Below are 12,632 nucleotides of genomic sequence, written 5' to 3'. Positions count from 1 at the left end.
GCACATCATGTTGCTCGAAGGCTTCAACTCACTCCTCGGGCTGATCTACACGGCCATGCTCGTCCTCGCCGTGGTCGCCCTGATCATGGCCGCGATCGCCCGCGAGGACGCCTACCGTGCCGCGGACAAGCAGAAGAAGTCCTTCTGGGTGATCATCCTCGGCATTGCGGTGGTGGTGAACCTCTGGGTTCCCATGCTGTTCGTGCAGCTTGCCGGGCTGGTCGCGTCCATCGTGTTCTTCGTGGACGTACGGCCCGCGCTCAAGGCCGTCTCGGGCGGTGGCGGCCGTGGCCGTCGCGGTGGCTCCAGCAGCGACGGGCCGTACGGGCCCTACAACGGCGGGCGTTGAGCGCCTGCGGGTGAGATCTGTCCGGGGCGGGGGCGCGGGATGCTCCGGCCCCGGTCGCCGTTCTGCGCGCGGTGGCGTGTGGCGTCGCGGGCTGTGTCGCGCGCCGTGTCCTGGTCGCGGTCGAGCAGCAGGACCGCGACGTCGTCGGTGAGTTCGCCGCCGTTCAGTTCGCGGACGTGCGCGACCGCCGCCTCCAGGAGGTCCTCGCCGGTCAGGCCCTCGGACAGCTGGCGGTTGATCATCGCGACCATGCCGTCCTGGCCGAGGCGCTGTGTGCCGTTGCCGACGCGGCCCTCGATCAGCCCGTCCGTGTACATCATCAGGCTCCAGGAGCCGCCCAGTTCCACCTGCCGGCGCGGCCAGCGGGCGCGTGGCAGCAGGCCGAGCGCCGGGCCGCCGTCCTCGTACGGAAGCAGATGCGCGGCCCGGCCCTGGCGGGCGATCAGCGGCGCGGGATGGCCTGCCAGGCACAGGCCCGCGCGGCGGCCGTCGGGGGCGATGTCGACGGTGCAGAGCGTCGCGAAGATCTCCTCGCTCTCCCGTTCGTGCTCCAGGACCTGCTGGAGGGTGGAGAGCAGTTCGTCGCCGCAGAGTCCGGCCAGTGTCAATGCCCGCCAGGCGATGCGAAGTTCGACGCCGAGGGCCGCCTCGTCCGGTCCGTGGCCGCAGACGTCGCCGATCATCACGTGCACCGTGCCGTCGGGCGTGCGGACCGTGTCGTAGAAGTCGCCGCCGAGCAGCGCACGGCTGCGGCCGGGGCGGTAGCGGGCCGCGAAGTGCAGATCGGATCCGTCGAGCAGCGGGGTGGGCAGCAGGCCGCGTTCCAGGCGGGCGTTCTCCTGGGCGCGCAGCCGGGACTCGGTGAGCTTGTGCTGGGTGACGTCGGCGCGTTTGCGCTCGACGGCGTAGCGGATGGCGCGGCTGAGCAGCCGGCCGTCCAGCTCGCCGCGGAAGAGGTAGTCCTGCGCCCCCACCCGTACCGCCTCGGCGGCCAGCTCGGCGTCGTCCTCCGCCGTGAGGGCGAGCACGGCGTGCCGGGGCGCGATCTGCAGGACATGCTTGAGCGTGGCGAGCCCGTCGGCCTCCGCGTCCCGGTCGCCGCGCGTCTCGGTGCCGGACGGCAGCGCCAGGTCCAGCAGGATGCAGTCCACGTCGTCGGTGAGGAGCCGGCCCGCCTCGGTCAGATTGCGGGCGGAGCGGATACGGACCCGGGCGCCGGCGGCGGCGGAGAGCTCCGGGACGCTGAAGGTGCCCGCCGGGTCGTCCTCGATCACCAGAAGGGTGAGGTCGGTGCCACTGCTGGCCTCCGCAGCGGGAACGGCACGTTGCTGCGGTACGGGTACGGGCATCGGTTCGGGTTTCCTTCCCTCCCCCCGAGGGCGCGGCGGGACGACGATCGACGACCCGCCAGACGGGGACCATAGCGGTACGGGCTACGGGAACGGAATGCCGCACTGCACCCGGCCTCCGGCATATGCACCGCCATATGCCGCGTCAGGTCACGGATCAGGCGCGATGCGCCCGCCCCGAGGCCCCTGGGGCGGCATGACAAAGGTCACGCCCGCAGTCCTGGGCGAAGTGGCGCCGCTCACGCCGGTGCCCGCGGGGAGTGTCCGGGGTGCGCGTCGCGGGATCGCCGGGCGGGGGAGGGGCCGTGTCGCCGGTCCGATTGGTCGTCCGGTTGCTCGGCCCGTCACTCGTTCCGTTACTTGTCCGGGCGGACCACTCCGAGGATCTCCATCGAGCCCGCCCCGGCGAGCGTGACGTTGCGGCCGGGGCGCGGGGCGTGCACGATCGCGCCGTCGCCGATGTACATCCCGACATGGCTGGCGTCGCTGTGGTAGATGATCAGGTCCCCGGGCCGCATGTCCTTGATCGCGATGTGCGGCAGCTGCCGCCACTGCTCCTGCGAGGTGCGCGGGATGGGCCGTCCGGCCGCCGCCCAGGCCTGCGAGGTCAGCCCGGAGCAGTCGTACGACTTGGGGCCCTCGGCCCCCCACACGTACGGCAGGCCGATCTTGGCGGTCGCGAAGGCCACGGCCTTCTTGCCGCGCGCGCTCGCCTCGCGGTTGATCTCCTTCAGCGCGCCGGAGCTCAGCCAGGCGGTCTGTGACTTGTACTCCGCCTCCTGCTCAAGCTGGAGGAGCCGGGCGCGCTCCTTCTTCTCCAGCTGGGACTCCAGCTTCTTCGCCGCCGCGATCTGCGCGTTGATCTTCTTCTTGGCCTTGGCCTGCTTGACGCGATTGGCTTCGAGCTTCGTCCAGTTGGTGCTCGCGTCCTGCGTGTACGTCTCCAAGTCCTCCTGGGTCCTGTTCATTTCCCCCAGGAGGCCCTTGGTGGCCTTCTGACCCTGGCGGGTCCGGCTGATCCCGTCCAGGAAGAGCTGCGGGTCGCCGCTGAGCATGAGCCGGGCGCCCGGCGGCAGTCCGGCGTTGCGGTACTCGTCGCGCGCCTGGGCGCCCGCCCTGTCCTTGAGCTCGGCGATCTTCGCCTGGCCCTCGACTATGGCCTGGGCCAGCTTGACGATCTCGCCCGACTGCTTCTTGGCCTTCTCCTCGGCGAGGTTGTACGCGTCCGTGGCCGACCCGGCGGCCCGGTAGAGGCCGTCGATCTCCTGGCGCACCTCTTCGAGAGTCTTCTTCCCCGACGGGGCCGGGGCGGGTGAAGGGGGTGCGGGCGCCGCGAAGGCCTGAACAGGCGAGGCCAGTACGGCCATCGCGCAGACCAGAGTGATCGCGGCAGCGGCACAGTGGCGTCGGTACACGAAGCTCCCCCTCCGAGCGGATCCCCACGGATCTGATTTACCGTCAGTAACTTATGGTGCCGTCGAGATCGTGCCATGCCCTACCGAAAAGCAACAGAGGCAGACACATCTGTGCAGGCTCGTGGGGTCCCCGTCTCACTTCCGGATCGGCTTCGTCGATCCGGCCCCCTTCTTCGCCCCCTCTTCTGGGACGAACGATGCCGCGCCGACGTTCCCGGCGCCGGGGGAATTCACCTTGTTTGCCGCGTGTTGGGCTACCGCTCGGGTCGCAGCGCCGACCATTTCACCGTCACTTCGCCCTGGCGCCACCGCCGTACGCCGTCCGTCAGCGGCCAGTCGCCCGACAGGGCGCGCACGGCCGTGATCCAGCGCTGCCGGGCGCCCAGTGAGGCGTACGGCGCTGCCGCCGCCCAGGCCCGGTCGAAGTCGCGCAGGAACGCATGGACGGGCTCGCCCGGCACATTGCGGTGGATCAACGCCTTGGGCAGCCGCTCCGCGAGGTCGGACGGCCGGTCCAGGGAGCCGAGCCGGGTCGCGAAGGTCACCGTGCGCGGCCCCTCCGGGCCCAGCGCCACCCACACATGGCGGCGCCCGATCTCGTCGCAGGTGCCCTCCACCAGCAGCCCGCCCGGGGCGAGCCGGCCACACAGCCGCTGCCAGACGGCGGCCACCTCGCCCTCGTCGTACTGGCGCAGCACGTTCGCCGCCCGGATCAGCGCGGGCCGCACGGGCAGCGGGATCTCGAAGCCGCCGTGCCGGAAGGTGAGCCCCTCGCGCTCGTACGGAAGCGCCGCCTCGACGCGCTCCGGGGAGATCTCGATACCGACCACGCTGGTGCGCGGTTCGGCGGTGCGCAGGCGCTGCAGCAGCTCGACGGCGGTCCAGGGGGCGGCGCCGTACCCGAGGTCGACCGCCACGGGGGCGTCGGCGCGGCGCAGGGCGGGGCCGTGTGCGGCGGCGATCCAGCGGTCCATGCGGCGCAGCCGGTTCGGGTTGGTGGTCCCGCGGGTCGCGGTGCCGATCGGACGCATGACACAGAGCGTAACGACCTCACCCGTGTGCGCGCGGTCCCGGCGGCGCGCCGGATCCACACCGTAATGATTTGGCAAAGCGGAAATGAAAGGAGGGGTTCCACTGTTCCAGCCCTTCGAAGGGACCCTGTGCCCCTTCGGTGCCATGCCCGTGAGCGGGTCGGTACCAGTGCCCTGAGTGAGGAGGACCGGACGACGTGAGCCAGTACGTCTCCCGGCTCGGCAGTAGCCGTGTCGCACCACGTCTCAGGTTCCCCGCAGGCTTCACCGGCTCCTTCCCCGGCGGCCATCGCAAGCCGCGCCGGATCGCGATGCTCTCCGTGCACACCTCCCCGCTGCACCAGCCGGGGACGGGCGACGCGGGCGGCATGAACGTATACATCGTGGAGCTCGCCAAGCGGCTGGCCGCGATCAACATCGAAGTCGAGATCTTCACCCGCGCCACCACCGGCGCGCTGCCGCCGGCCGTCGAGATGTCGCCCGGCGTTCTGGTCCGGCATGTCGACGCGGGGCCGTACGAGGGTCTGGCCAAGGAGGAGCTGCCCGCCCAGCTCTGCGCCTTCACGCACGGCGTGATGCAGGCGTGGGCCGGCCAGCGCCCCGGCTACTACGACCTGGTCCACTCCCACTACTGGCTCTCCGGCCAGGTCGGCTGGCTGGCCGCACAGCGCTGGGGCGTCCCGCTCGTCCACGCCATGCACACCATGGCGAAGGTCAAGAACGCGGCGCTCGCCGCGGGCGACACCCCGGAGCCCGCCGCCCGTGTCATCGGCGAGACCCAGATCGTGCACGCCTCCGACCGGCTGATCGCCAACACCGCCGAGGAGGCGGACGAGCTCGTCCGCTTCTACGACGCCGATCCGGGCGCCGTCGCCGTCGTCCATCCCGGCGTCAACCTGGACCGCTTCCGCCCCGCCGACGGACGCGCCGCGGCCCGCGCGCGCCTCGGGCTGCCGCAGGACGCCCTGATCCCGCTCTTCGCGGGCCGCATCCAGCCGCTGAAGGCCCCGGACGTGCTGCTGCGCGCCGTCGCCGCCCTGCTGGACCGGGACCCCTCGCTGCGCTCCCGCATCGTCGTGCCGGTCGTCGGCGGACCCAGCGGCAGCGGGCTCGCCAAGCCGGAGGGACTGCAGAAGCTCGCCGCCCGGCTCGGCATCGCGGACGTCGTACGGTTCCACCCGCCGGTCGGGCAGGACCAGCTCGCCGACTGGTTCCGGGCCGCGTCCGTGCTGGTCATGCCCTCGTACAGCGAGTCCTTCGGCCTGGTCGCCATAGAGGCCCAGGCGGCCGGCACCCCGGTCGTCGCGGCGGCCGTGGGCGGTCTGCCGGTGGCGGTACGGGACGAGGTCAGCGGCTTCCTGATCCCCGGGCACGACCCGGAGGCGTACGCCCAGGCGCTCCACCGCTTCGCCCTCGCGCCGGAGCTGGTCGAGCGGATGGGCGGCGCGGCGGCCGCGCACGCGCAGCGCTTCGGCTGGGACACGGCGGCGGCGGCGACCGCGGACGTGTACACCGAGGCCATGCAGGACCACCGCCGCCGGGTGCGCGCGCACCACGGGTGAGGCCGCGGTACGAAGCCCGCTGCCGGACGGGCGTACGCTCGCTTCATGGCTGACGTACCCGAGGAAGCGGCGACGCCGCAGGTCACGCAGGTCGCACAGGTCATCGAGGCGACCCTGAAGGATGCCGGACTCGACTGGGAGAGCCCCGCGCCCGGCAACTACGTCGTGCAGCTGCCCGGCACCCGCAAGCTCGCCACCACCTGCTCGCTCATCGTCGGCACGCACGCGCTGTCCCTCAACGCCTTCGTCATCCGGCACCCCGACGAGAACGACGCGGCGGTGCACCGCTGGCTGCTGGAGCACAACCTCCGCCTCTTCGGGGTGAGTTACGCGATCGACTCGCTCGGGGACATCTACCTCGTCGGCAAGCTGCCGCTCTCCGTGGTGACGCCGGGGGAGTTGGACCGGCTGTTCGGCGCGGTCCTGGAGGCCGCCGACGGCGCCTTCAACCCGCTGCTCGAACTCGGTTTCGCGAGCGCGATCCGCAAGGAGTACGCGTGGCGGGTGTCGCGCGGCGAGTCCACGAGGAACCTGGAAGCGTTCACTCACCTGACCGAGCGCCCCGCCAACTGACGCCTGCTGCCTGACGGTTCCCTGGCCGTCCCGCCCTGAGTATTCCCCTGTGCACGAGCCTTTCGCCATGCCCGGGGCTCGTGGCATGCTCACCGCCGACGCAGATATGAACGTCGTTCACATCCGTGAATATACGAGAGGCGGATCGGGCTCATGGCGATCAACGGGAACATCAGCAGGCGGGGACTTCTCGGCAGTGCGGTGGCCGTCGCCGCGGCCGCGGCCACCGGAACGCTCGGCGGCGGGACAGCCCTCGCCGCGGCCACCCCCGCGACCGGCCGCCGGCCGCGGCCCACCCCGCTCTGGCGGGAGTTCACCGCAGCGCCCTTCACGCACCCGCAGATTCCGTTCATCGGCCGGGCCGGCTACCGCAGCGGCTCCGACCTGCCGCGTCACCGCACCGGCCACGGCTTCACCGTCAACGTCCTGGACCACGGCGCGCAGCCGGACGGCTCCGCCGACTCCGCCCCCGCGATCAACCGCGCCATCGCCGCCGCCGGAGAGCACGGCGGCGGCACGGTGATCGTCCCCGAGGGCACGTACCGCATCGACGACATCATCCGCATCGGCCACAGCGACGTCGTGCTGCGCGGCGCGGGCAGTGGCCGCACCACGCTGCACGCGACGAAGAACCTCACCGAGCTCATCGGCGTGTACGGCAGCCGCTACGGCGGCGACAAGTCCAGCTGGTCCTGGGCGGGCGGCATCGTCTGGCTCTGCCCCGAGGCCCGTTGGACCTCGCTCACCGACGCCATCAAGGCGAAGGCCTGGCCCTTCGAGGGCTGGACCGGCAACAAGCGCGACGAGTGGGAGACCCTGACCACCGTCGCCCCCGCCCGCCTCGGCGACCGTACGATCACCGTCGACGACGCCCGCAAGCTGAAGCGCGGCGCACTCGTCCTCCTCCGCCTGGCCGACGACTCCGCGCACACCCTCCTGGAGCACATGGCGGGCGGCGGCGCGGGTCCCGAGGCGTACTACTGGGACGACAAGACGAAGCTGACCTCGTACGTCCCCTACGAGTGGCCGGTCCGCATCACCGCCGTGCACGGCCGCAAGGTCACCCTGGAGCGCCCCCTCCCGCTCGACGTCCGCCCCGAGTGGGACCCCCGCCTCACCACCCTCGCCACTCCGCTCACCGGCTCCGGCGTCGAGGGGCTCACCCTCGAAGCGGTGGAGACCCCGCAGTCGCCGCACCTGCTCGACAAGGGCTACAACGGCGTCGCGTTCCAGTGCGCGTACGACTGCTGGGCCGACGACATCACCGTCCGCCACGTCGACAACGGCTTCGGCCTCATCGGTGCCTCCGCCTGCACCCTGCGCCGCACCAAGGTCGCGGGCCGGGGCGCGCACCACCCGTACTACTGCCGCGAGGGCAGCCACGACAACCTGATCGAGGACTTCACCATCGAGCAGCGCACCGTCCCCGCGCCGGCCGGGACGCAGCTGCACGGCATCAACGTCGAGGGCCTGTCGAGCTACAACGTGTGGTCGCGCGGCGTGATGGAGATGGGCACCTTCGACTCGCACCGCGGGATGCCGTTCGCCAACGTCCGCACCGACATCACCGTCAACAACAACGGGCGCCACGGCGGCGACGCAAGCGCCGGACCGCTGTTCGGCGCCCGCTTCACGCACTGGAACATCCGCGTCACCAACGGCCGGGCCGGCCTCATGCGGATCGACGGCCTCGCCCCGTACAGCGCGACCGTCGGGGTGAGCGAGGTGACGGAGTTCGACCAGATCGACGTCCCCGACTTCACCGGCGACCTGCACACCCGCCTGGAGGCCTACGGCACCCCGGAGGCCGTCCGCCCGGCCAACCTGCACGACGCCCAACGGGCGCTGGGGCGCTGACCCCTTGCCTCCCAGGCCGAAAGGCGGAGTCGGCTACCGGCCGGCGCGGGCCATGAGCAGCGGCTGGAAGAAGCCCGTCTCCTGCGGCATCCGCCACTCGGGGCCGGCGAACCCGGCCTCGGCTGCGAGGCCGGCCAGCCGGTCCTGACCGATCGCCCAGTAAGCAGTACGGCGGACCTGGACGCGCCATTCGCCTTCTGTCGGAAGGAGTTGGAAGTGCTCCAGGTCGTAGTGCTCGCCGTCGTCGTGCCAGTGCCAGAGCTGGAAGGTGACGGTTCGTTCCCCGTCGTCGGTGGTCCGGTGAACCTGTGGAGAAGTCGAAGCCGGGCAGTCGCGCAGCAGGTCGTCGTAGGGGCGCGTGCTGACCAGCAGCAGGCCGTCGGGACGCAGCACGCGGCGCATCTCGGCCAGGGCGGCGAGCACATCCTGCTCGGTCAGCAGGTGAGGCAGCGAGTTGTCGGCGCAGACGACCGTGTCGAACCGGGCATCGGGAAACGGGAGACGTCGCATGTCGGCGGCGGCCGTGCGCAGGCTCAGCCTTCTGCCGGCGGCCTCTCGGGCGGCGCGGGCGGCGGCGCGGGGGCTGAGGTCGGTCCCGGTGACCCGGTGCCCGTGCAGCGCCAGGCCGATGGCCTGCGTGCCGATACCGCAGGAACAGTCGAGCACCGCCGCGCGATCCTGGCCGATCAGGGCGTCCAGGGCGCCGCCCTGCCGACGGATGCTCGCATCCCAGTCGGAGTAGATCAGGTGGTAGTCGTCGGCCAGTTCGTCATAGAAGTGCGCCACTGATGTCTCGGGCATCGCCCGAGGCTAGCGTGCCTGATCCCCCGGAGGCACCGCTCATCCCGTGATCGGCGCGAGCGCCCCCGACGGCAGTGCCCATCAGCCCCGCAGCGCCGACTCCACTTCGTCGAGGGCCACTTCGAGCCGCGGCGCCACCTCGTTCCACGTCCACGCGAGCTGCTCCGCGTCCGCCTCCCTGGGCACCGTCTCCACCAGCATGATCAGGTAGAGATACGCGCGGTACAGCGCCAGCCGCAGCCGCAACGAGGCGTCGAACTCCACGGGCCCACCCGGCGCCGACTCCCCGTAACCGGCGAGGAAGTCCTTGTCCTCCTCCATGTCCCCGAACAGGGCGAGCGACACGAAGTCGGCGGCCGGGTCGCCCCAGAACATCCGCTCCCCGTCGATGATCCCCCCGATCCGCCGCGCCCCCGGCTCCCCGGCGACCAGGATGTTGCCCTGCCACAGGTCGAAGTGGACCAGGGCGGGGCGCGTCACGTCGTCCAGTACGTACGAAGCGGCGTCGAGCCGGCGGCGGATGTCCGCGGCCGTACGCGGCAGCCTTGCCCCGTACGTCTCCGCGTCGTCCAGCACCGCACCGGTCATCGCCGTGAACGCACCCCGCCACGTGGGGGCCAACGGGCCGAGCGCCGCGGACGGGTAGCCGAAACCGCCCGGCCCCGGCACGGTGTGCAGCCGGCCGACGATCCGCCCGAGCTCCGTGCGCAGCCGCTGCGCCTCACCGTCGGCCAGGGCCTCGGCGACCTCGTGCCAGGGCTGCCCCGGGCGCTCCGTCATGATCACGTATGCGCCCCCGGGGGTGGCCGGGTCGAGTCCGCTGTGGACGACGGCGGGGACGGCGGTCTCCCCGGCGAGTCCGGCCGCCGCGGTGTAGAACGCGACCTCGTTGACCAGCAGATCGCGCTCGTACGCGAGACAGCTCGCGAGGGCCGGCGGCGGCGTCTTCACCACCCACCGGCGGCCGTCGGTGAGACCGACGCGGGTGACGGCGTTGTACGTGCCCCCGGCCAGTGGGACGCAGGAGGCGACCAGTTCCGGGGCCACCCCTGCGGAACCGAGCGCGGCGGACAGCACGGAATCCATCGGCATCAGCGAGCCCCTTCGAGCGGTCACCCGGGACGTGTTGCTGCTGTCTGTGCCAAATGCCCAGTTCAGAGCTCTCGTGGGGTGATCACGACGTCGTCACGATCACGTGCGATTCCCGCTATGCCGGATTGCCAAACCACAGCCTGCTCATAGAGTTGGCAAACCCCCACGATTCCTCACCGCCGCGCCGAACCCGGTGCCGGCCGCTCTCGTGCGGGCGAAACACCTTGAGACAGAAGGACGGGCCATGCGACCCACTGCCATACGCCGTACCGCCGTTGCTGCCACCGTGATGTCCCTGGCCCTGCTCACCGCGGCCTGCGGGTCGGACGCCGACGACGCCGCGGGCAAGGACGACGGCAAGGCGGGCTCCGCCTCCGCCAAGCCCGCGGACACCTCCGGTGCCAAGGCGCAGACCGCGGCCGAGCTGGAGAAGGCCTCGCTGGCCCAGGGTGACGTCAAGGGTCACAAGATCACCAAGGCCGGTCCGGCGGACGCCGTCGCCGCCGCCGACGTCACCGCCGACAAGGCCGCCTGTGACGTGTTCGGCGACGCCCTGATGGGCGCCAAGGCCGGCCAGCCGGCCGCGTCCACGCAGCGCAAGGTCATCAGCGAGCCGCAGACGGGCGGCGACAAGGAGAGCGACGACCCGGCGGAGGCGTTCAAGGCGGCCTTCGACATCACGACGACGCTCGCCACGCTCGCCTCGTACGACGGCAAGGGCGCCGAGGAGACGCTGGCAGGTCTGCGGACCGCCGCGACCGACTGCGCCTCCGGCTTCACCCTCACCGCGGCCGGCTCGAAGCAGAAGATCTCCAAGATCGCCGAGGTGCCGGTCAAGGGCGGCGAGGAAGCCGTCGCGTGGACGGTGACGGTCGAGGCGGACGGCGAGAAGACCGCGATGAAGCTCATTCAGATCCGCAAGGGCACCACGCTCGCCTCGCTGAGCTCGCTCAACCTGGGCGCCTCCGGTGCGGGCGGCGACTTCGACATGCCGACCGCCGTGATCGACGCCCAGGCCGCCAAGCTCGCCTGAGGGCCGGTCAGGGAAGCGGGACGAGCCGCACCACGGTGACGGTCAGGACCGATCCGGAGACGTAGTAGAGCACGATCGCCCCGGCAACGGTCGCCTCGCGGCGATCGTGCTCGCCCTTGACGGCGGACGAGCCGTGCCCGTAGGGCTCACGCCCCAGCGTGCGCGCCATCTCGTCCCGGAAGGTGTCGCCGTCCCGCATCTTGGCCAGGGTGTCGTCGGCGGGCGGCGCGTAGGAGATCCGGAAGCTCAAGCGACGCTCCGCCTCTCGGCCTCGTCCCGCGCCAGCCGGTCCAGGATCCGCTCGGCCTCCGGATCGGGTACGGCCTCCAGCATCCAGTGCCGCATCACGGCCTGGATCTCGTGCACCCCGGCCTCGTTGATGGCGCGGTCGAACTCCTCGCGTCTCGCCTCGGGCAGGGCGTCGCGGATGGTCGGGATGCTGTTGGGCACCTCGACCTCGGCGCCACCGACAAAGGTCTTCAGGGGCTCACTCATGGTTGTTCTCCCCGCTCTCCCCGCATGCGCCACAGGGTACGACGCGCCGTGAGGCACGTCACTTCCGGCCGCGCCGGGGCCAGAACGGAAAAAGCCCCTGACCCGCACCGTAGGCGCGGGTCAGGGGCTTGATCGCTGGGGCTACTTCTTCTTGCCCTGGTTCTTCACGGCCTCGATGGCCGCCTTCGCCGCGTCCGGGTCGAGGTAGGTGCCGCCCGGCTTCAACGGGCGGAAGTTCTCGTCCAGTTCGTACGCGAGCGGGATGCCCGTCGGGATGTTCAGGCCCGCGATGTCGGCGTCCGAGACACCGTCGAGGTGCTTGACCAGGGCCCGGAGGCTGTTGCCGTGCGCGGCGACCAGGACCGTCTTGCCGTCGAGCAGGTCCGGGACGATGCCGTCGTACCAGTACGGCAGCATGCGGTCGACGACGTCCTTGAGGCACTCCGTGCGCGGGCGCAGCTCCGGCGGGATCGTCGCGTAGCGCGCGTCGTCGCTCTGGGAGAACTCGGTACCGTCCTCCAGGGCGGGCGGCGGGGTGTCGTACGAGCGGCGCCAGAGCATGAACTGCTCCTCGCCGAACTCGGCGAGCGTCTGCGCCTTGTCCTTGCCCTGCAGGGCGCCGTAATGGCGCTCGTTCAGCCGCCAGGAGCGGTGGACGGGGATCCAGTGGCGGTCCGCGGACTCCAGCGCGAGCTGGGCGGTGCGGATGGCGCGCTTCTGGAGCGAGGTGTGCAGTACATCGGGGAGCAGGCCGGCGTCCTTGAGCAGCTCACCGCCGCGGACCGCCTCCTTCTCGCCCTTCTCGGTGAGGTTGACGTCCACCCATCCGGTGAACAGGTTCTTCGCGTTCCATTCGCTCTCGCCGTGGCGGAGGAGGATCAACTTGTACGGTGCGTCGGCCATGGGTCCGAGCGTAATCGAACCCGTACGGGCCGCGCGCGCCCGGTCACAGGGCGGACAGGGCGGTGGGCGCGCCAAGGGCGGGGCGGTTCCGATTGACGGCTGCCGTCAATTGAGTGGCAGGGCCGAATCCCGGATTTGTAATGTTCGGACCGCTGGCGGACCTCTTACCGCC

The 12,632-nt window shown here is 71.4% G+C and carries 13 protein-coding genes; 5 read left to right on the top strand and 8 right to left on the bottom strand.

Annotated features, from left to right (window positions below):
* Positions 1-7: 7 nt before the first annotated feature.
* A complete protein-coding gene (locus tag OG912_RS14720) occupies positions 8-349 on the top strand; it encodes a DUF2516 family protein (RefSeq protein ID WP_326737702.1) in 342 nt (113 codons plus the stop codon).
* Here the strand turns inward: OG912_RS14720 and OG912_RS14715 are convergent.
* The 3 genes from OG912_RS14715 to OG912_RS14705 form a co-directional block, all read right to left on the bottom strand.
* The gene (locus tag OG912_RS14715) at positions 331-1,698 is read right to left on the bottom strand and encodes a PP2C family protein-serine/threonine phosphatase (protein ID WP_326737703.1); all 1,368 of its coding nucleotides are present in this window, start codon (positions 1,696-1,698) and stop codon (positions 331-333) included. The two genes, OG912_RS14720 and OG912_RS14715, sit on opposite strands and share 19 nt — an antisense overlap.
* A 356-nt stretch (positions 1,699-2,054) precedes the next feature.
* Entirely contained in the window at positions 2,055-3,113 is a 1,059-nt protein-coding gene (locus OG912_RS14710) for a C40 family peptidase (protein ID WP_327709723.1), read from the bottom strand.
* Between the two features lie 254 nt (positions 3,114-3,367).
* Positions 3,368-4,144: a class I SAM-dependent methyltransferase gene (locus tag OG912_RS14705; RefSeq protein WP_327709722.1), complete on the bottom strand. Its 777-nt coding sequence runs from the start codon at positions 4,142-4,144 to the stop codon at positions 3,368-3,370.
* A 197-nt stretch (positions 4,145-4,341) separates the two neighbouring features.
* Between OG912_RS14705 and mshA the strand changes: the two genes are divergently transcribed.
* The 3 genes from mshA to OG912_RS14690 all read left to right on the top strand — a co-directional run bounded on the left by mshA (position 4,342) and on the right by OG912_RS14690 (position 8,136).
* Positions 4,342-5,706 (top strand): D-inositol-3-phosphate glycosyltransferase, encoded by a 1,365-nt coding sequence (mshA, locus tag OG912_RS14700; protein WP_326737706.1) that lies wholly within the window; start codon positions 4,342-4,344, stop codon positions 5,704-5,706.
* A gap of 45 nt (positions 5,707-5,751) precedes the next feature.
* The gene (locus OG912_RS14695) at positions 5,752-6,279 is read left to right on the top strand and encodes a YbjN domain-containing protein (protein ID WP_327709721.1); all 528 of its coding nucleotides are present in this window, start codon (positions 5,752-5,754) and stop codon (positions 6,277-6,279) included.
* 153 nt (positions 6,280-6,432) lie between these two features.
* Positions 6,433-8,136, top strand: a complete 1,704-nt coding sequence (locus tag OG912_RS14690; RefSeq protein ID WP_327709720.1) for a glycosyl hydrolase family 28-related protein — start codon at positions 6,433-6,435, stop codon at positions 8,134-8,136.
* Between the two features lie 33 nt (positions 8,137-8,169).
* On the opposite strand, the gene OG912_RS14685 is transcribed toward OG912_RS14690, so the two are convergent.
* Both OG912_RS14685 and OG912_RS14680 read right to left on the bottom strand, forming a co-directional pair.
* Entirely contained in the window at positions 8,170-8,937 is a 768-nt protein-coding gene (locus OG912_RS14685) for a class I SAM-dependent methyltransferase (protein ID WP_327709719.1), read from the bottom strand.
* Between the two features lie 81 nt (positions 8,938-9,018).
* Positions 9,019-10,029: a phosphotransferase family protein gene (locus tag OG912_RS14680; RefSeq protein ID WP_327709718.1), complete on the bottom strand. Its 1,011-nt coding sequence runs from the start codon at positions 10,027-10,029 to the stop codon at positions 9,019-9,021.
* A gap of 244 nt (positions 10,030-10,273) precedes the next feature.
* Here OG912_RS14680 and OG912_RS14675 point away from each other — a divergent pair, with 244 nt between their 5' ends.
* Positions 10,274-11,062, top strand: coding sequence for a hypothetical protein (locus tag OG912_RS14675; protein ID WP_327709717.1), 789 nt, complete (start codon positions 10,274-10,276; stop codon positions 11,060-11,062).
* A gap of 7 nt (positions 11,063-11,069) precedes the next feature.
* Here the strand turns inward: OG912_RS14675 and OG912_RS14670 are convergent, their stop codons facing one another.
* The 3 genes from OG912_RS14670 to OG912_RS14660 form a co-directional block, all read right to left on the bottom strand.
* The gene (locus OG912_RS14670) at positions 11,070-11,312 is read right to left on the bottom strand and encodes a hypothetical protein (protein ID WP_327709716.1); all 243 of its coding nucleotides are present in this window, start codon (positions 11,310-11,312) and stop codon (positions 11,070-11,072) included.
* A complete protein-coding gene (locus tag OG912_RS14665; protein ID WP_326737713.1) occupies positions 11,309-11,557 on the bottom strand; it encodes a hypothetical protein in 249 nt (82 codons plus the stop codon). The genes OG912_RS14670 and OG912_RS14665 overlap by 4 nt, the downstream gene beginning before the upstream one ends.
* Before the next feature lie 141 nt (positions 11,558-11,698).
* Complete coding sequence (locus OG912_RS14660) at positions 11,699-12,460, bottom strand: phosphoglyceromutase (protein WP_326737732.1); 762 nt, start codon at positions 12,458-12,460, stop codon at positions 11,699-11,701.
* Positions 12,461-12,632: the final 172 nt, after the last annotated feature.

Source organism: Streptomyces sp. NBC_00464 (assembly GCF_036013915.1).
GTDB lineage: Bacteria > Actinomycetota > Actinomycetes > Streptomycetales > Streptomycetaceae > Streptomyces.
This window is presented reverse-complemented; position numbering and strand designations above follow the sequence as displayed.